The organism is Megasphaera micronuciformis F0359 (genome assembly GCF_000165735.1).
GTDB classification, from domain to species: domain Bacteria; phylum Bacillota; class Negativicutes; order Veillonellales; family Megasphaeraceae; genus Megasphaera; species Megasphaera micronuciformis.
On record NZ_GL538208.1, the window covers coordinates 656,807 to 676,373 of the forward strand.

Here is a 19,567-nt window from a genome sequence, read left to right on the forward strand (position 1 = left end):
TTATCCCAACATTTCAATAAAAGCACCGATACGCGTACGCAATTGTTCCGCATCGTGATCATCGTAATCCGTTTCAATATGCAAAGACGGAATACCGACATCCTTTAAAGCCGCTTGTACATCTCGGCTTTCCGTATCATAGAGAGTACAGAATTTCAAGTTTACATCAATTACGCCGTCAACCTTATACTCTTTGCACAAACGCAATAAGTCGTCAATACGACCCGTATTGGGTGTAAAGCAGGCACAGTTATTTTTCATGTATCGTTGTGCCAAGGCCATGATTTGACCGTCCGTATCCGTCGGTGTTTCATCCACTTGATGTTCAAAGTACCTCGTACCGGTACAACATTCTTCACAAACAACGACGGCACCCGACGTTTCTACCAAGTGATGCATCTTCCAATTCGGAATAGCCATAGGTGTACCGGCCAGAAGGATACGCTTTGTACCTGCAGGGGCTACGCCTACGCCGTCGGCAATGCGTTTTTCCAGTTCATCGGCCAAAGCATTGGCCATATCCGCACACCGCTGCGGATCGTCGAAGAAGGCAATTTGCATCATCAGCAAGGCATCTTTACCGCTAATGGGGGCCGGGTCAGCCTTACGACAGGCAAAGACTCTTTCCAAAGCCTTGCGTCTCTTATTGAGAAGAACCGTCGCAGCATGTAGTTTCTCAGGTGTTACCTCATTACCCGTAAATTCTTCTACAACAGCCTTGAAATCCTTAATTTCTCCGGCCCATTTTTCAATATCTTTGGGTCGTTTCATTTGCGGCATATCCATAACATGCATGGGTACGTCGCGACCGAGGATTTCGTACGCTTTCTTTTTACCGTCACAAGTCGTTTCGCCTACGTACATATCGGCAATGCGGAAGAACGGACAGGTGCGTCCGATTCTAGCCCCTACAGAAGCCTTGATCAAAGAACACATACTCTTCGGTAAAACCTGTTCCCCCGCAGGAACCCAGAACTGCGATCCGCCGCAAAGACCTGTAACAATGCCGTCAGCCGCTACGATAATTTCGTCAGGTACATAAAGGCAGAAGGTGCCGAAAACCTTACGACCCTGTTTTTGCGCTTCAATCAATTCGGCCGGACGAATACCGTGAATATCCGAAACAACCATATCCCAGAAAGCCATGCCTTCCGGTCTGTTCTTTTGGGACAAGTAAATATCCCCGAATGCCTGAGGTAATACGGAACACAGTGTATCGTGAGCCTCCAGGTCCATTCCCAACTCTTTCCACATTTCATGTCTGTCTGCCATCATTAAATACCTCCGCTTCTTATGATTTTATGCAAAAATAAACAGCCATGTCGAGGCGTGCGCCTCGACAGACTGTAAATTCCTTATGATCTTATCCTAAAACATACGGTGCTATAAGACCGCAAATGATGCCGATAATGACGACACCGAAGAAAATCGTAAACAAAGCCTTTGTAGGAAATGCTTTCTTGACGATAAGTAGAGACGGCAGGCTTACAGCCGGCAATGTCATCATTAAGGTTACGGCCGGACCGGTCGATAAACCGGCTGCCAGTAAGGTTTGTACAACCGGAATTTCCGCTGCCGTAGGGATGACGAACAAAGTACCGGCCAGGGCCAAGCCTATAATTACGAAAATATCATTGCCCCATTCACTGCCTACTGTAGGGAACAACCATGCACGAGCAAAACCCAAGGCTAAGACGACAATTAAATAAGCCGGTATGGTGTGAAGAATCAATTTCCACAAGCTTTTCATCCAACGGAGCATGAAGCTTTCCATTGCATCTTCTTTATCTTTTAAAGCCAGGTCTTTTTCCGACACTACCGCCTCTTCACCGGCTGCCTTACCGGCCAACCAGGAAACACAGAAAACGGTAATAATTCCGGCTACAATTCTAAAAGCCGCATATTCCCACGAAAGGACAAAGCCCATGAACACAATAGTCGCCGGATTGAGAACCGGGTTGGCCAAAAAGAAAGTAACGGCGGAACGAACCGATGCCGAACGAGCACGCAGACCTTCCGTAACGGGAGCGGCACAGCAGGTGCACATCATCCCCGGAAGTGCGGCCGCACCGCTACGCAGGCTCGATGCAAAATCATTGGCTCCCATAAACCGGGTTACCCACTTACGCGGTATAAGCACTTGCACTAACGAACCGACAAGAAGGCCCAAGACAACAGCCTTCCAAACGGCTGTAAAATAAGCCGACGCATAATCGAGAGCCGCTTGTACAGACGGCTCCGGTGCCTGTGCCGACGTTCCCGTAATAATGGATGAGCCGATACTTCCCTTGGCTGCCGCTACGAAAGCCTTGGCATAGTACGGATCCCATTTGACATAAAAGAGCCCGACTACGGCCACAATAGCAAAAATTAAAGGAAATAAAACTTTATGTCTCTTACTCACATTGTCTTCCATGTAAAAATCCCCCCATCGTCCTACTTGCAAGCACTTGCCAAGGTACGACAAATAATAATAAATTCATCTTCCTGAACGGTTCGTACGCTGATTAAAATCCTATCATGCTGGACTCGCACAATAACGGGAATATCCGCTTCACGCAGACGTTTTTCCGCCCCTGCCGCCGTTATCCCGTCGATGTCCAAGGCTACGGCATAACCGGGCATATTGTACTCGGGATAAGAACCGCCACCGACCATGTCCGTCACTTCTTCTACCTTCCATCGAACGGGAAGATTTTCTTCTTCAAGAACACGAATAAAACGACCGCACTTTTCCTGTGCTTCGTCCTTGGTCAGAGCCAACATTTGCAAGACGGGAATATCCCGAATGGCACGTTCTTCATCCAAGTAAGAACGAAAAGTCGCTTCCAAAGCGGCAATAGTCATCTTATCGACGCGCAAAGCACGTAAAAGTTGATTCTTTTTCATCGCTTCAATATATTCTTTTTTACCTACAATAATTCCCGCCTGAGGACCGCCCAAGAGCTTATCACCGCTGAAGGTTACAATATCACACCCCTTGGCAATCGCTTCCTTTACGGTAGGCTCATAAGGCAAGCCGAAACGAGTCATGTCGATTAAAAGGCCGCTACCCAAGTCGTTAATTAACGGTAACCCGTGATCATGTGCCAACTTGGACATATCTTCCATAGGCACGCTTTCCGTAAATCCCACTATATGGTAATTACTGGTGTGCACCTTCATGAGAGCTCCCGTTTCCTCTCCGATAGCCCCGGCATAATCGGACAAGTGGGTCTTATTGGTCGTCCCGACCTCACAAATATGACCGCCGCTATGCTCAATAACCTGAGGAATACGGAACTTACCGCCGATTTCGACCAACTCTCCACGGGAAATAACCACTTCTTTTCCCTGTATCAGCGTATTTAAGGCCAACATAACGGCTGCCGCGTTATTATTAACGACAAGAACGTCTTCCGCACCCGTAAGTTCTCTGAGCATATCCGTCAAATGGGCATAGCGGGAACCTCTTTGGCCTTGAGCAATATCATACTCCAAGTTTGAATAGTATCCGGCTACGGCCGCCACATGCAGGCATACGGATTCACTCAAAACGGAACGTCCCAAATTCGTATGCAACACCGTACCTGTCGCGTTGATGACGCGGCGCAGGCGAAAGGCCTCTCGATCTTTGATCTGCTTCGATACGAGAGCGGCTACTTCTTCATCGGCAGGCACATCCGTTATCTTTTTATTTAAAACATCCTCTCTTATTGTGGCCAACACCTTTTGCAAAGCGTCTTTTACAAGAAGCGGTGAATACGAATCGGCTAAAGCCGACATGTCGGAGCGGCTCAAAAATACGTCTACCTTCGGAAGAGAGGCCAATACATTCCGTTTTTCTTTCACTATGGGCACCAACTTTCTACTATAATAGAGTGTACCGTTTTATTTTATACTTCACAGTATGTAACGGACAAGCCTTCTTTTTCAGCATGGTAAAAACCGTCACAGGAAAGCTGTTCTTCTTCCAAAAGCGTTTTTAAAGCTCCTTCTTCATTCAATTCATACTTTAATGAAAAGCCGCAACTGGCATATATTTTAGAAGGTGTCGGTATAATGCGTACTGCCAAGCCCTCTTTTTTAGCCCTTTCTTCTATGACCATGGCATCGCGCGTGTTTTTCAGCAGGGCTACGCCATAACGTTCCGTAGTCATTACGGTTTAATGATGCGATAAGCCTTACGCATCATCTCAACAATGGCATACATATTCGTAACTTCTCCTACGGCGACCTTCTCGGTCAGGCCGTAGAAGTTGAGGCAGGCACCGCAGCCGAAGATTTCCGTTCCGGCAGCCGCCATCTTTTGCAAATCTTCCAATACTTCCGAGTCTTTAGTAATAAGAGGTACCCCGCCGTTATAGAAAATAATGCGGCGCGGCAGCACATCTTGTTCCGTCAAAGAATAAATGAATCCTTTCATCAGATTCTTACCCAACTGTTCATCGCCCTTACCCATAGTAGGCGAATCGATGACGACAATATATTCATCCGTATCCTTATCCGCTGCAGGTACTTGAACCGCTTGTTCGCCTTCAGTCTTGGTAACGGTTACGACAAAACGATCGGCACTTTCTTCTTTTAATTCATAAGCATAGCCGAGTTCCGCCGCCATTTTGCGCAAGTTTTCCGTAGCGATTTTGTTATCTACCGTCGTTTCTACTACATCTTCCGTTCTTAAAGCCTTACGTGTTTCAATCACGGGTAACGGGCATGCCATTCCGACTGCATTTACTTTTACCATTTTAAATCCCCCTTTACATAAACAAGGAACACCTTTTGCATTGTGTCGGTTTCCTTTAAATAACGGTGCGAAAAGGTACGCTCCCCTTCGCACACTTCTATTGAATATAACTCAAATAGGTTTTTGTTTCTTCTCGTTCGGGATGAGAAAACAAATCCTCAGTGGTACGTCGCTCTATGATTTGCCCCTTTTCCATATAGACAACATAGTCGGCCAATCGCTTCGCCTGTGACAGATTGTGCGTCACTATTAAAACGGCACAGCGGTCTTTCAGTTTTTTCAGTGTCTCTTCAATACGCAAGGTACTTTTGATATCCAAAGCCGAGCAAGGTTCATCAAGTAATAAAGCCTGAGGATCCAAAGCCAAGGCACGAGCTATGCATAAACGTTGCTGCTGGCCTCCCGACAAAGACCCGGCCGGTGAGTCCAACATATCTTTGACTTCATCATACAGCCCCGCCGCTTTTAAAGCTTCAACGGCTGTTTCCCGCCGCTGTAACGTTGTCCCCTTACGATGATAATTCAATGCATAAAGCATATTATTCATAAGAGAAAAAGGAAAGACTGTCGGCTGCTGCCCTATGAGCCCTACTTTTTTCCGAAGCTCACCCACATCCATGCCGGATATATCCCTGTCGTCTAAAAAAATCTTGCCGCCATGAATCTGTACGCCGTCACCCAAGGTTTGATTCAGGCTATGCAACAACGTGGATTTTCCGCATCCGGACATACCGATAATAGCCGTTACGGCCCGCTCGGGTACGATTAAGTCGATATCTTTTAAAATATCCTTATGCTTTGTCCCTACCCGTAAGCCTTCTATACGAATATGAGCCTTCATTATTTTCCCCGCTTTAATGCAAATCTGCAAATACAATTAACAATCAAAAGCATTACTATAAGAACGAATGCCGTTCCGTATGCCAAGGACACGGAGTATCCCTCACTTACCAATAAATACAAATGATAAGGCAGGGACATAAAGGGATCCGTAAGTCCCGGGAGCCTTCTTGTAAACAAGACGGCTCCCGTAAACATGACCGGTGCCGCCGCTCCCATGGCATAGGCCGTAGCCAAGGCTACGGCTGAAAAGAACTCCTGTTTTCTCGTGCCTATAACCAAGGTAGCCACAATATGCATATCCCCTATACCCAAAGCTCTGGCAGCCGCGATACGGTCCACAGGATATTCACGGAACATTTTTTCCAAACGTACGGTAATAAAAGGAATAATCATGATTCCCAACGTCATACCCGCCGTCAATACGCTCTTATGTATATCTAAATGAATAAGAAAAATACTGTACCCGAAAAGACCTAACAAGACGGACGGTATACCGGAAGCACACTCGGTACAAAAGCGAAAAATCTCATATAATCGTCTATTCTTGCAAATGAATACGGCCCACACGGTCAAGAGTGTCGCACCTAAGGATGCACAAACGGCCGCTACCGCACCGGACAACAGGGAGCCCACAATAGCCGGAAAAATACCGCCTGCCGTTCCTAACGGTGTGCCTGAAGGAAAATCAAGAATAAAGGACGGACTTAAGTACGCTTCGCCCTTAACCAAGATGTAGAAAAAGACGAAAAAGGTCACTCCTACGGTCAGTAATCCGCATATCCAAATATAGAAGGAAAGTAACTTTTTTAACATCCCCAAGAACTCCTCTTCTTATGTCGTACAACTCTTAATAAAAGACCGGACAGAAGAAGTAAAAACAAGAGTACGGCGCCGGCGGCATATAAGGCACTGTAATGCAGACTTCCGTACTCGGCACTGCCCATTTCCAAGGCAATCAGTGACGGTACGGATTCGCCCTTACCCAAAAATTCAGGCATGATAACCGCATTTCCCATAACCATCATGACGGCCATCGTTTCTCCCGCCGCTCGTGCAAAGGATAATATCCAGGCACCGATAACGGCATTTCGCATATAAGGTAAGACAATCCGGCGTATAAAATACATCATATCGGCTCCCAATGCCAGTGATGTACCTTCGTATACGCGTCGTACCTCACCGATGGACTCGACACAAGTAGATACGACAAAAGGTAACAACATAACCGACAGGACAAGGGCGGCAGCCAGTATAGACTCACCGGATGCCAACTCAAAAATCCTGCCGATTCGATTCACCACAACGGTTAAGCCGATAAAGCCGAAAATAACGGAAGGAACTCCCGCCAACATATCAATAAAAGCCAAGAGTATGTCTCGTATACGGGCAGATACAAAAAAAGAAAGAAACAGGGCACATCCCGTGCCTACGGGGACTGCCAACAAAACGGCCAATAAGGATACGTACAGGCTGCCGCAGATCATGGGAAAAATCCCCAACTCAGGCGGATTTCCCAAGGGATTCCAGTTTTGTGAGAACAGGAAGGTTAACCAATCGGTTTCTTCGCCTACAGGCAATCCTTCATGACATATAAAGAAGAATAAAAAGACAAACAGTCCGATAACGAACCAGGCCCCTGCCGTCACACCGTATTGAATGAATCTTTCACTCTTTTTCATACACTCCCCCGTAAGAGAGATAACGGACGAAAGTCGTCCGTTATCTTTTTCAACCTATTTTACGGGAATAAATCCCATAGCTTCAATCAGCTTTTGTCCCGCATCGGAACGCAAGTAGTCCATAAAGGCTTTTTGAACCTTTGTAAGTTCACCGCTACCGACGATAAGTAAAGGACGCTGAATCTTGTACGAGCCGTCAACAATCGTTTCCGGTGTAGCTGCGACGCCGTCAACTTTTAAAGCAAAAATTTTTCCTTCATTTTGCTTAGCTACCCCGTAAGAAGCGTAGCCTACGGCATTTTCATTTTCAATAATCTTAGCTACGAGAGCCCCCATGGACGGTGCCTGGATGGCCTTATCCGTAACCTTCGTATCCCCCATGATTTTTTCCTGGAATACTTCATGAGCACCGCCGCCCAAATCTCTCGTTACAACAACAATTTCCGTTGCCGGCAGGGACGGGTCCACTTCATTCCAAGTCTTATATTCACCGGAGAAAATCTTTTTAATTTGATCACTCGTCAAATTATCCTTAATTTTAGCAATAGGGTTATTCGGGTTGACGGCAATAGTCAATGCATCGATACCCACCTTGTATTCCTGATAGTTTTTAATTTTTTCCTTTTCGCTACTCTTTACTTCTCTGGCCACTAAGCCAAAGTCGGCCGTACCGTCAAGCAACGCTTTAATGCCTGCACCGGAACCGCCGGACGTAACGTTAATTACAATATCCGCGTCAGGCAAAGACGAGTTCACTTTGTTCCATTTACCGTACTGTTCCGTAAAAGCCGTACCCGCTTTAGTGACAACCGGCGCCAAGGTTGACGATCCGAAAAAGGTGATATCCGTCTTTTCCTTCGCCGTATTGCCGCCGTTACCGCAGGCTGCCGTAAAAACAAGACTTGCCCCCAGGGCTAATACTGCTAAAAATCTACGTGTAAACATATGACAACTCCTTTGTAATTATTGTAGAATACGCATGGAAACAGTATCCCTTCTTTATAACAGGTCTTCCGGACAACTTCTATAAGTTTTTCCCGTATTGCAAAACAAAGAAATTTCTAAACAACTATATGCGTATTATACTTAACAGATATTATCTTACTGCATGCATATATGCCGGTCAATTGAGTATTAATAAGATAAAAATATGCCAAACTATTAATTAGTATATTTTATAAATAACCGTGATTTTATAGGCTTTTTTATTAAAAATCCCCCTTGTCATACTGACTTTGACAAGGGGGATTTGATATTACTTTACACTTTTCTAAGCATATCTTTAAGCTTCCGGCTCGATTAATCCGTACTTCCCGTGTTTTCTCTTGTAAACAACGCTTATTTTATCCGTATCGGCATTTAAAAACACGAAGAAATCGTGTCCTACCAAGTTCATCTGTAAAATAGCTTCTTCCACATCCATAGGCTGGGGAGTAAAGGTTTTCGTTCTTACAATTTCAAAAGCTTCATCCGATTCGGGAGATTCCGTGACAAGAGTCGGTTTAAAGGACCCGTCCTTAATACGTCTGGCAAGCTTTGTCTTATATTTGTGAATCTGACGCACCATCTTATCAAATACGATATCAATGGCTGCATACATATCTTCACCCGTTTCTACAACACGAAGAACGACTCCGTCTACCCTCAAGGTAAGTTCCGCAATCTTTCTTTCTTTTTCGACGGAAAGCATGGCCTGTAAGGCCACATCAGTATCGAAATATTTCATAATTTTCTTTTCGTGTTTCAGCACATAATCCTTTAATGCCGCCGTTATTTCAAGGTTCTTACCGCGTACACTTGTTGCCATAATACATCCCATCCTTTCTGAAGACCCGTTTCTTTGTCTTCTTATATTATATATTCGACATAAGTTTCCGAAATCCTTCTTTTTCCTTAATGTTAATATTTTATTTTTGTCAATCTTTCGTTGACAACGTTGCAGAATTCATGCTACTATCAAATCCGTAATTAAATAGCCGTTCATCCAGAGCAGCAGAGGGACTGGCCCTATGATGCTGCGGCAACCCCCGCAAGGGAAGGTGCCAAGTCCAGCGGATTCCCGACAGATGAGTGCCGTATGTATGTACCGCCGTCACCTGTTGACGGCTTTTTTATTATCTTTATTTAGCTATATCCCCGTAAAGGAGCGACCTTCATGATAACCTTAAAAAATGTTACCAAAGTATACGGTACTAAAACGAAGGTTAATGCTTTAAGAGGCATCGACCTGAATATTAAGGCCGGAGAAATCTTCGGTATTATCGGCAAAAGCGGTGCCGGTAAATCGACCCTCGTGCGTTGCATTAACATGCTTGAAAGACCGACAAGCGGCCATATTATTATTGATGACCGCGATATGACGTCCCTTTCCGACAGCCAGTTGCGCCAGGAAAGAAAGTCTATCGGTATGATTTTCCAACACTTTAATCTTCTTTCGTCACGTACCGTTTTCGACAATATCGCCTTCCCCCTGGAATTGACAGGCACCCCGAAGGACATTATCGCTAATAAGGTGGAGGGACTTTTAGAACTCGTCGGTTTAAGTGACAGAAAGTTCAACTATCCTTCCCAGCTTTCGGGCGGACAAAAACAACGAGTGGGTATCGCCAGGGCTTTGGCCAGCGATCCTAAAATTCTCTTATGTGACGAAGCCACTTCCGCCTTGGATCCGCAAACGACGACCTCTATTTTAGAGCTTTTAAAAGATATTAACAAACGCTTAAAAATCACGATTATCCTCATCACTCATGAAATGGCGGTTGTTAAAGATATTTGTGACCGTGTTGCCGTTATTGAAGGCGGATATATTAAAGAGTGCGGTTCTGTCGTCGATATTTTCACGGATCCCCAATCGGAAACAATGCAGGAATTCGTTAAGTCCGTTATTAACACGGAAGTCCCCCAAGGCATTACACGCCTGGGCGTAACGAATCAACCCGAAGAAGGGCGCAATATGCTCATTCGTGTTCGCTTTAAGGGGCAAGTTACTAACGATCCCCTCATTGCCAATGTAATTCGTCATTCCGATGCGGATATCAGTATCTTATACGGAAATATCGATTATATTCAAAACATTCCCTTCGGTTACCTGATTTTTACTATTATCGGCTCCTTGGAAAGTCAAGTGAAGGCCCTTGATTATATTAAAAGCTTACCCGTAGAAAGTGAGGTCCTCGGCTATGTCCCCGGAAATCGTTAAACTCTTATTACAAGGCGTAGAAGAAACAATATTCATGGTTGCCGTCTCAGGAATCATTGCTACTGTCATCGGTATCCCCTTGGGTATCCTTTTGGTTACGACTGACAAGGGACATATTCTTGAGAATGCACCGATTAACCGCGTCTTCGGCACAATCGTCAACATCATTCGCTCCGTGCCCTTTATCATTCTCATGGTTGCCATCATTCCCTTTACCAAGCTGGTAGCAGGCACCTCCATCGGCACCTTGGCGGCTTGCGTTCCCTTAACAATTGTCGCCATTCCCTTCCTCAGCCGTTTGGTCGAAACATCCGTACGCGACATCGACTACGGTCTCATTGAGGCGGCTCAATCCATGGGCGCTACTCCCTTTCAAATTATTCGCAAAGTCTTGTTACCCGAAGCTTTGCCCACTATTATCAACAACATTACAGTTCTTATCGTCAGCCTTATCGGTTCTTCCGCCATGGCCGGTGCCGTCGGCGGCGGCGGTTTGGGGGACATTGCCATTCGTTACGGCTACCAGCGATTCCGTACGGACGTCATGCTGGCAACTATTGTCATCTTAATCATAGGAGTCAACGCTATTCAGGCCTTCGGCGATTTCCTTTCCCGTAAAACAAATAAACGCTAAGTTTTGATATAAACACAAATAAGAGGCTCGTGTCTACACGGCCTCTTATTTTTATATCTTATAAAAAGTCTTTAATTTTTTCGCGCTTGCCCCAGTTACGCAATTTACTGAGCGCCTTGCCCTCAATTTGGCGAATACGTTCACGCGTAACGTTAAAATGTTGTCCTACTTCTTCAAGGGTTCTCGGTCTGCCGTCTTTCAAGCCGAAACGTAAGTAAAGAACCTTTCGTTCTCTATCAGTAAGGCACGAGAATACATCTTCTATCTGTTCTTTCAGTAAAATAAAGGAAGCCGCATCATCAGGAGCTATGGCTTCCTGGTCTTCAATGAAGTCGCCCAAATGCGAGTCTTCTTCTTCACCGATAGGTGTTTCCAACGATACCGGTTCTTGAGCGATTTTCATGATTTCTCTGACACGTTCAACCGGTACGCCCATTTTTTCCGCAATTTCTTCCGGCAACGGTTCTCTGCCCTTATCCTGTAACAACTGGCGCGAAATGCGTATAAGTTTATTAATCGTTTCCACCATATGTACGGGAATGCGGATGGTACGTGCTTGGTCGGCAATGGCACGCGTAATGGCCTGGCGAATCCACCACGTAGCATAAGTGCTGAACTTGTAGCCCTTACTATAATCGAATTTTTCAACGGCTTTTAACAGTCCCAGGTTACCTTCTTGAATTAAATCCAAAAACAGCATACCGCGGCCTACATATCTTTTGGCAATGCTGACAACAAGGCGCAGGTTGGCGTCTGTCAGCTTCTTCTTGGCAATATTTCCGGCACTTACTTCTTCAGGGGTGGCCCCTTCGGCACTGCCGGCCTCAATTCTCTTGGCCAACGTAATTTCTTCTTCTGCCGACAGCAGGGGAACTCGGCCGATTTCCTTCAAATACATGCGTACGGGATCATCGATATTGACGCCTTCAGGTACGGACAAATTTACATTTACCGTTTCGTTTTCCGAATCATCATCGGCATCATCATTTAAACTTTCATTTTCATTCAGTTGTTCCGATTCGCCGAGCACATCTACACCGTTATCCGTGAAATGTTCATACATTCTGTCCATTTCATCAGCTGTCATATCACAATCGCCCATGGCATTCATAATTTCCGAATAGGATAAACTTCCCTGCTGTTTTCCCTTTTCCGTCAATTCGTTAATTTTCTCTAAAATCTGGGCTTTCCGTTCTTCTTCGGAAATTTGCTTTTTATCGCTCTTTTTCTTACCCGTTCCCTTAGAAGATTTTTTACCGGTACTCTTTTTAGTCTTTTTCGTACTGCTTTTCTTAGCCGGTTTATCGACTTCCGTCGTAATAGTTTCTTCCGTGGTTTCCAAATCTTTTTCTTTATCTTTATTAGCTGCCAAAGTGGTGTGCTCCTTTCCCTGACGAAGCGATTAATATTTTAATCTCTTCTCCCAAGCGCTTACATGCCGCTAACTCGTCTTTCAACCGCAAATCGTTGCGGATGCTGTATTCGGCCGCCCGTGCGCTGTGCTCTTTATAATCATTTTGTAAAGCCTGTAACTTAAAACGCAATACATAGTCCAGTAATACCTGTTCATCCATGGGCACTTCATCGGACATAAGAATCCTTGCCGTTTCCGCCTCCCCTTCAGTAGACAGGCCTTCACGAACGGACGATACGGAATAGCCGCCCGTCTGTGTATACTGTCTGTGAATCTCTTCGAAGATACTTCGTCTCACAGGGTCGACAAAATAAGAAGCCTCCATTTTATCTTCAATACGACCGTACGACTCGGGATGTTCCAAGAGACTGCGTAAAATATTTTCTTCCGCAACGGCCGTTGTACTGCCTCGTCGAGCTGATTCGGTTTGTTTCACTACATTAGTCGATATAACTACCGGCTGTCGGCCCGCTTCGGGATGGCGACGTACATACGCATTATATTCGCTGCGCACGGCGTTTTCATCGATTTGTAACCGTTCCGCCAACTTGGCCATAAAGGCATCGGCCACTACAGCGCTATCCGTCTGTACCAAGGCAGGCATGACACTGGCCGTAATACTCGACTTGCCTTCAAGCGTATCCGCATCATACTCTTTCAAGGCTGTCAACAACATATATTCAAGAACACCCGGAGCCGCTTGTAAGGCTTCCTTAAACGCATCGGGCCCGTGCGCATTAATATATTCGTCCGGATCTTTACCGTCAGCCAAAACAAGGACGCGTATATGTAATCCCAACGACCTGACGATTTCCATAGCCCTCAGGGTAGCCTGTCTTCCTGCCGTATCCATATCGTAGGCCAGAATCAGCTCTTTCGCCTGCCGTTGCAACAGTCGAGCCTGTCGTTCTGTAAAGGCCGTTCCCAGTGATGCTACTACGTTGGTGATTCCCTTATTATGTGCCGACACGACATCCATATATCCTTCAACCAATACGGCCCGACCTTCATCGTAAATACTCCGATGAGCCCGATTGAGAGCAAATAGAAGATTTCGTTTATTGAAGATCGGCGTTTCGGGTGAATTCAGGTACTTCGGTTTACTGTCATCCAGAACACGGCCGCCGAATCCGACAACACGGTCTCGACCGTCATAAATGGGAAAGATGACACGTTTGCGAAAGGCATCATAAAATCGACCGTTTTTTTCTTTAGCCAGCCCCAGTTCAACCAATTCTTTTCCCGCTACGCCTTTGGCCGCAAAAGCATCGGTCAGCTTATTCCAACTGTCGGGAGCAAAGCCTAGCCGAAAGTCGCGAATCGTCTGTTCCGACAGACCGCGTTTTCGTAAATATGCCTTTCCTTCTTCGCCGTAACGTGTTTTAACCAAACAGTTATGAAAGAAGGCACATGCCATTTCGTTGATTTTATAGAGTCTCTTTCGTGCTTCGTCTCGCTTTATATCTTCGGCCGAACGCTCTTCTTCAGGGACCTGTAAACCGGCCCTTTCAGCCAAGCGTCTGACCGCTTCGGCAAAAGAAATATTTTCTTTGGCCATAAGGAACTTGAAGACATCTCCCGATGCATGACAGCCGAAACAATAATACAATCCTTTTTCGGCCGTTACGGTAAATGATGCGGTCTTTTCGTTATGAAAAGGACAACAGGCCCAAAATTTATTGCCCCGTCGTTTTAAACCGGCATAATCGGATATGACGGAAACGATGTCATTAGCTTGTCGCACCTGCTCAATAAATTCATGAGAAAATTTCATCGTCATCCCTCACCTGTTATTTCTGTAAAACTGTGTGCTATTCTTCGTTCATATATATATTCGCTGTCCGTCCTTAAAATCCTTCTTTTTTCTGAAAATTTCTTGACAACTTTCTCATACTAGTATGCATTAAGGTCAAAATACACTTTTTATAAATTATTATCACTTCCCTATAATACTCTATGGATTTATCAGTTACCGTTTTGTATAATAAGGCATACGGTATTTGCCGTACATATCAAAACCGGGAGAACTTTTCATGCTGCGCTTTACAGTCGGTCCGTTACAGAAGCCAACTTCTTTCGCCGGAGCCCTCAAACATTTCGGCATCTCCGCTACATCCAGACGGAAAATCAAGAACAACGGCATATGCCTGCAAAACGGAGTACCTGCATCCATGAAAGACCTGGTTCACCAAGGCGACTCGTTGGAAGTGATATTGCAGCCGAAAGATACGATTGAAGCCGAGGACATTCCTTTATCCGTTGCTTACGAAGATGACTATCTGATAGTTGTCAATAAACCGCCGGGTATGTTAATGCATCAAACCTCTTCCGAGCGTTTCGGTACCTTGGCCAACGCCATCATGTATTATTATAAAGTACACGGCTATGACCACGACTACCATCCCGTACATCGGTTGGACCGTAATACATCCGGTCTTTGTTTGATTGCCAAAGAAAGTTATGTGCAACACCTTTTTGACAAAAACAGACTTTTTTACGCCCGAACGTATACGGCCCTTGCACAAGGCCGCTTTCCGGCTATGTTGGCAACGGTTCATACGCCCATAGGACGCGACCCGGACAGTATCATTAAACGCAATACCAGAGAGGACGGAAAAGAAGCTCATTCCGATTTTACTCGCTTGGCCGTCTGTGATGATTTCAGTCTTATACGCATTACACTTCACACGGGAAGAACACATCAAATCAGGGTACATAGTGCCTACTTGGGACATCCCCTTATAGGTGACGATTTATACGGCGGCTCTCGCAGATTTTTAAATCGACAGGCCTTGCACGCCGGTTCAGTACGCTTCATTCATCCCGTAACGGGTCACATGACATATGTAAATGTTCCCTTACCGACCGATATGCAGACCTTGGTCGCAACGGCTTGTTGGGATATTTAAATTTTCTTTTACGAAGGAGGACTCTCATGCCTTTAGTTACTACTACGGAAATGTTTAAAAAAGCTTATGCCGGCCATTATGCCGTCGGTGCCTTCAATATTAATAATATGGAAATCGTTCAAGCCGTTACGGAAGCGGCCGGCGAATTGAATTCTCCCATTATTCTCCAAGCTTCGGCGGGAGCTCGCAAATATGCTAAACCGGCTTATTTAAAGCACTTGGTTGAAGCGGCTTTGGAAGAATATCCGAATATTCCCATGGCACTTCATCTTGATCACGGTGCGGACTTTGAAACTTGTAAGGATTGTATTGACGGCGGCTTCACGTCAGTCATGATTGACGGTTCTCAGTACAGCTTCGATGAAAATGTAGAATTGGCTAAACGAGTTGCCGACTACGCTCATGAACGAGGCGTTGTTGTCGAAGCCGAATTGGGTAAATTGGCCGGTATTGAAGATGATGTGAAGGTGGCTGCTCACGAAGCTTCATACACACGTCCCGAAGAGGTTGAAGAATTTGTCAGCCGTACGGGTGTCGATTCCCTGGCTATCGCCATCGGAACCAGTCACGGTGCATATAAATTCAAACCCGAACAATGCACGAAAAACGAAGACGGCGTTTATGTGCCGCCTACACTTCGTTTTGATATTCTCGAAGAAGTATCCCGCAGACTGCCTGACTTCCCCATTGTTTTGCACGGAGCCTCTTCCGTTTTACCTGAATATGTAAAAATCATTAATGCCAACGGCGGTAAGCTCGACGAAGCTATCGGTATTCCCGAAGATCAATTACGTCATGCCGCATCCTTAGCGGTCTGCAAGATTAATATCGATTCGGACTTGCGTTTGGCCTTAACTGCCGGTGTACGTCAGCATTTGGCTCAGTATCCTGCGCACTTCGATCCCCGTCAATATTTGACGGACGGTCGTACGTTTGTAAAGGATGCTGTAAAGCACAAAATCCAAAATGTTTTAGGTTCGGAAAACAAGGCATAACTTCTTGATTCGACATGTTTTTTATGCTATACTTACTAACAGTGTTATTGTAAGCAGGGAGGTGAATCAGTTTGCCGCAAATTAAATCCAATATCAAAACGATGGAAAAAGACGCCGCTCGTCATGCAGCTAATTCCCGCGTAAAATCTTCCGTTCATACGGCTATTCGTCGGACTACGGAAGCAATCGCCACCGGTGATGCAGACGCAGTAAAGAAAGCGTATGATAAAGCCAGCAGTGTTATTGACAGTGCTGCTCGCAAAGGTGTGCTTCACAAGAACACAGCTGCTCGTAAAAAATCCCGTTTGGCTGCTAAAGTAAACAGCGCCAACCAATAATTGAAATACCGGCAAGCCCCGTTATATACGGGGCTTGTTTTATAATATTGTGAGGTATATATGATTAGACCGGAAAGCAACCAAATTACACATTTTCTGGGAGTTTTCTTTCCCCTCTTATTGACTCAGTTCGCTCTCGTCGGCAGCAGTCTCTTCAGCAGTATTTTCAGCGGCAATGCGGGTACGACGGATCTGGCAGGTGTAGCTGTGGCTGCCAACATCTGGTACCCTCTTTTTGCCGGTGCTTGCGGCATAGCCTTCGGCATTTCGCCCATCATTGCCCAATTACGCGGAGCCCGTAAGACGGAAGATATTCCCGTCTTTATTACACAAGGGATTTATACATCTTTTTTTCTTACTATAATCATTGTATGCGGATCTCGATTTCTTCTTACTCCTTTTTTATCTCTCCTGAACCTGGAACCTGCCGTACAGGCTATTGCCGAACACTATTGGCTGGCTTTATCTTTCGGCATTTTCCCTATGTTGGTACAGGCGACTCTGCGCTACGCCGTAGATGCCCACGGAATGACGCGACTTTCCATGGGCGTATTACTGTCCAATCTTTTTATTTCTATAGGCCTCTTTAAACTCTTCATCTTCGGAGGATGCGGATTTCCCGCACTGGGAGGTGCCGGCACGGCTTACGCCATGACAACGGCATCCTGGATTACCTGCACGGTTTTTATCATTATTCTCCATTTCAAGGCACCGTTTAAAGCATACCGTTTATGGTCGGATTTCCGTAAGTTTTCATGGGTCCATTGTCGTGAGCAACTGCGTTTAGGCTTACCTATGTTCGTGGCTATCTTTTGTGAAACCAGTCTTTTTTCTATTGTCGGACTGCTCATGAGTGAATTCGGTACCCTTTATATAGCTGCAAACCAAGCAGCCATCAGCTATTCCACCTTTGTCTACACCGTCCCCTGGAGTATCAGTCTGACTGCTACCATTGTCGTAGGTTATGAAGTCGGTGCCAAAAATAAAATCAAAGCCCTGCAATATGATACGATATGTTTCTTCGTCTCCTTGTCATTACTGGTCCTGACAGCACTTTTTACCTTCACCTTCCTGAACGACATTGCCGCCCTTTTCACACATGATAAAGCTACACTCGTAACCATTCGTGCCTTTTTAATCTTCGCTCTTATCTTTTCCGCCTGTGATGCTATGGGTACGCCGGTCCAGGGCATGTTGCGCGGCTATAAAGACGTCCGTATCATCACCTACGTCGCCTTTGTCACATACTGGATTATTGCCGTTCCCATGGGCTATGTATTGGCTCATTATACAAGCTTCGGTCCTTACGGTTATTGGTTAAGCCTCGTAATCAGTCTCGGACTGAATGCTCTTATTTTAAACGGCAGACTTTGGTTCTATACAAGTCGCCGCTCACTCTAGGAGGTATTTTATGAATCGTCAACAAATGGAAATATATGCGACCGTACTCTTAAAAAAAGGTATTAATCTTCAAGAAAACCAAATCCTTGTTATTAATGCCCCTGTAGAATCCCATGACTTTGTTTCAGTCCTGGCTGAAAAAGCATATGAGTCAGGAGCTTCCCAAGTAGTTCTTAACTGGCGCAGCAATGCATTGACACGTTTAAAATACGACCATGAAGAGCTTGCTTCTTTCGAAGACTTCCCTACGTGGCGTCGCGATTTCAGTCTGACCTACTATCGCAAAGGAGCAGCTTTCTTAAGCCTTATTTCCGCTGATCCTGATTTATTGAAAGGCGTAGACAAAGAAAAATTAGTCGCCTTCCAAAAGGCATCTCATACAGCCCTTAAAGAATACTCGGACGGTATCATGGCCTCTAAAGTAACATGGCTGGTTGCTGCCGTTCCTTCTCATAAATGGGCCTCTATTCTCTTTCCCGAAAAGAGCCCGACTGAAGCCTATGCGGCTTTAGAAGAAGCTATTTTGAAAGCTTCACGTAGCGACGGTCCTGCTCCCTTAGACGCCTGGGATAATCACTTGAACGATTTAAAGAAACGCCGCCAATGGCTGACGGATAAAGCTTTTAAAGCCCTCCACTATAAAAACGACCGGGGCACGGACCTTACCGTCGGCTTACCGAAACATCATATCTGGCAAGGGGGAACGGAAGAGTCGGCTGAAGGCATTCCCTTTAACGCCAATATTCCTACGGAAGAAGTATTCACGGCCCCTCATTGCAGACAAGTTGACGGAATTGTTTACAGTACGAAACCGCTGGTCTATCAGGGAAATCTTATTGACCGTTTCTCACTTACCTTTAAGGAGGGGCAGGTAGTAGATTTTAAGGCCGACGTAGGTCAGGATATTTTGGCAACCCTTTTGGATTCGGACGACGGCGCACGAAGACTCGGTGAAGCCGCTCTTATCCCCTATAATTCACCGATTTCACAGAGCAACATGCTTTTTTATGAAACCTTATTTGATGAAAACGCTTCATGCCACTTAGCCCTCGGCAAGGCCTATCCTACATGTCTTGCCGGCGGTACGAATTTAAGCGACGAGGAAGCCGCAGCCGCAGGTCTGAATGACTCTATGGTTCATGTGGACTTTATGATCGGTTCTGCCGACATGATTATTGAAGGCCTTTGCGAAGACGGTAAGATTGTTCCCATTTTTATAAACGGAAATTGGGCTAACTAGCAGCGTTATAACCGTAAAACGGCTTTACCGGCTATAGAAATATAAGCAATCAGATCTTTCACGGCATCGAACACACTCGCGTTCGATGCCGTTTTTTAGAGTATTTTGACATAGAAAAACGGCATCCTGAAGATCGAATTCGATTTTCAAGGTGCCGTTTCCCCTATGTATAAGGGGCATTTTTACTTT

The 19,567-nt window shown here is 45.5% G+C and carries 19 protein-coding genes and 1 riboswitch; of the genes, 7 read left to right on the forward strand and 12 right to left on the reverse strand.

The window, feature by feature from the left end:
- From HMPREF9429_RS06845 to hpf, 10 genes are all read right to left on the reverse strand, one after another.
- Positions 1–1,275, reverse strand: coding sequence for a double-cubane-cluster-containing anaerobic reductase (locus HMPREF9429_RS06845; RefSeq protein ID WP_006942615.1), 1,275 nt, complete (start codon positions 1,273–1,275; stop codon positions 1–3).
- An 88-nt stretch (positions 1,276–1,363) separates the two neighbouring features.
- Positions 1,364–2,416, reverse strand: a complete 1,053-nt coding sequence (locus tag HMPREF9429_RS06850) for a permease (protein ID WP_006942616.1) — start codon at positions 2,414–2,416, stop codon at positions 1,364–1,366.
- Positions 2,417–2,436: 20 nt separating this feature from the next.
- The gene (selA, locus tag HMPREF9429_RS06855; protein ID WP_198005686.1) at positions 2,437–3,831 is read right to left on the reverse strand and encodes an L-seryl-tRNA(Sec) selenium transferase; all 1,395 of its coding nucleotides are present in this window, start codon (positions 3,829–3,831) and stop codon (positions 2,437–2,439) included.
- Between the two features lie 44 nt (positions 3,832–3,875).
- On the reverse strand, positions 3,876–4,139 hold the full coding sequence (locus HMPREF9429_RS06860) for a DUF3343 domain-containing protein (RefSeq protein ID WP_006942618.1): 264 nt from the start codon (positions 4,137–4,139) through the stop codon (positions 3,876–3,878).
- Positions 4,139–4,726 (reverse strand): sulfurtransferase-like selenium metabolism protein YedF, encoded by a 588-nt coding sequence (gene yedF, locus HMPREF9429_RS06865; RefSeq protein WP_006942619.1) that lies wholly within the window; start codon positions 4,724–4,726, stop codon positions 4,139–4,141. Before yedF ends, HMPREF9429_RS06860 begins: the two co-directional genes overlap by 1 nt.
- A 97-nt stretch (positions 4,727–4,823) precedes the next feature.
- On the reverse strand, positions 4,824–5,567 hold the full coding sequence (locus HMPREF9429_RS06870) for a phosphate ABC transporter ATP-binding protein (protein WP_006942620.1): 744 nt from the start codon (positions 5,565–5,567) through the stop codon (positions 4,824–4,826).
- Positions 5,567–6,382 (reverse strand): ABC transporter permease subunit, encoded by an 816-nt coding sequence (locus HMPREF9429_RS06875; RefSeq protein ID WP_006942621.1) that lies wholly within the window; start codon positions 6,380–6,382, stop codon positions 5,567–5,569. Before HMPREF9429_RS06875 ends, HMPREF9429_RS06870 begins: the two co-directional genes overlap by 1 nt.
- A complete protein-coding gene (gene pstC, locus HMPREF9429_RS06880) occupies positions 6,376–7,248 on the reverse strand; it encodes a phosphate ABC transporter permease subunit PstC (RefSeq protein ID WP_006942622.1) in 873 nt (290 codons plus the stop codon). Before pstC ends, HMPREF9429_RS06875 begins: the two co-directional genes overlap by 7 nt.
- A 54-nt stretch (positions 7,249–7,302) precedes the next feature.
- Complete coding sequence (locus HMPREF9429_RS06885; RefSeq protein ID WP_006942623.1) at positions 7,303–8,193, reverse strand: phosphate ABC transporter substrate-binding protein; 891 nt, start codon at positions 8,191–8,193, stop codon at positions 7,303–7,305.
- Between the two features lie 337 nt (positions 8,194–8,530).
- On the reverse strand, positions 8,531–9,055 hold the full coding sequence (hpf, locus tag HMPREF9429_RS06890) for a ribosome hibernation-promoting factor, HPF/YfiA family (RefSeq protein ID WP_040774068.1): 525 nt from the start codon (positions 9,053–9,055) through the stop codon (positions 8,531–8,533).
- A gap of 170 nt (positions 9,056–9,225) precedes the next feature.
- Positions 9,226–9,321: riboswitch (SAM riboswitch) on the forward strand.
- A gap of 82 nt (positions 9,322–9,403) precedes the next feature.
- On the opposite strand from hpf, the gene HMPREF9429_RS06895 reads away from it, so the two are divergent.
- The gene (locus tag HMPREF9429_RS06895) at positions 9,404–10,447 is read left to right on the forward strand and encodes a methionine ABC transporter ATP-binding protein (protein WP_006942625.1); all 1,044 of its coding nucleotides are present in this window, start codon (positions 9,404–9,406) and stop codon (positions 10,445–10,447) included.
- Positions 10,428–11,081, forward strand: coding sequence for a methionine ABC transporter permease (locus HMPREF9429_RS06900; protein WP_006942626.1), 654 nt, complete (start codon positions 10,428–10,430; stop codon positions 11,079–11,081). The genes HMPREF9429_RS06895 and HMPREF9429_RS06900 overlap by 20 nt, the downstream gene beginning before the upstream one ends.
- Positions 11,082–11,139: 58 nt before the next feature.
- Here the strand turns inward: HMPREF9429_RS06900 and rpoD are convergent, their stop codons facing one another.
- Positions 11,140–12,453 (reverse strand): RNA polymerase sigma factor RpoD, encoded by a 1,314-nt coding sequence (gene rpoD, locus HMPREF9429_RS06905; RefSeq protein ID WP_006942627.1) that lies wholly within the window; start codon positions 12,451–12,453, stop codon positions 11,140–11,142.
- Positions 12,443–14,269 (reverse strand): DNA primase, encoded by a 1,827-nt coding sequence (dnaG, locus tag HMPREF9429_RS06910; protein ID WP_050777773.1) that lies wholly within the window; start codon positions 14,267–14,269, stop codon positions 12,443–12,445. The genes rpoD and dnaG overlap by 11 nt, the downstream gene beginning before the upstream one ends.
- A gap of 259 nt (positions 14,270–14,528) precedes the next feature.
- On the opposite strand from dnaG, the gene HMPREF9429_RS06915 reads away from it, so the two are divergent.
- From HMPREF9429_RS06915 to HMPREF9429_RS06935, 5 genes are all read left to right on the forward strand, one after another.
- The gene (locus HMPREF9429_RS06915) at positions 14,529–15,404 is read left to right on the forward strand and encodes an RluA family pseudouridine synthase (protein ID WP_006942630.1); all 876 of its coding nucleotides are present in this window, start codon (positions 14,529–14,531) and stop codon (positions 15,402–15,404) included.
- Between the two features lie 26 nt (positions 15,405–15,430).
- Positions 15,431–16,399: a class II fructose-1,6-bisphosphate aldolase gene (fba, locus tag HMPREF9429_RS06920; protein WP_006942631.1), complete on the forward strand. Its 969-nt coding sequence runs from the start codon at positions 15,431–15,433 to the stop codon at positions 16,397–16,399.
- A gap of 71 nt (positions 16,400–16,470) precedes the next feature.
- Complete coding sequence (gene rpsT / locus HMPREF9429_RS06925) at positions 16,471–16,737, forward strand: 30S ribosomal protein S20 (RefSeq protein ID WP_040774070.1); 267 nt, start codon at positions 16,471–16,473, stop codon at positions 16,735–16,737.
- Positions 16,738–16,797: 60 nt separating this feature from the next.
- On the forward strand, positions 16,798–18,138 hold the full coding sequence (locus HMPREF9429_RS06930; RefSeq protein ID WP_006942635.1) for an MATE family efflux transporter: 1,341 nt from the start codon (positions 16,798–16,800) through the stop codon (positions 18,136–18,138).
- Between the two features lie 10 nt (positions 18,139–18,148).
- Positions 18,149–19,378, forward strand: coding sequence for an aminopeptidase (locus HMPREF9429_RS06935; RefSeq protein WP_006942638.1), 1,230 nt, complete (start codon positions 18,149–18,151; stop codon positions 19,376–19,378).
- The last annotated feature ends 189 nt before the right edge of the window (positions 19,379–19,567 follow it).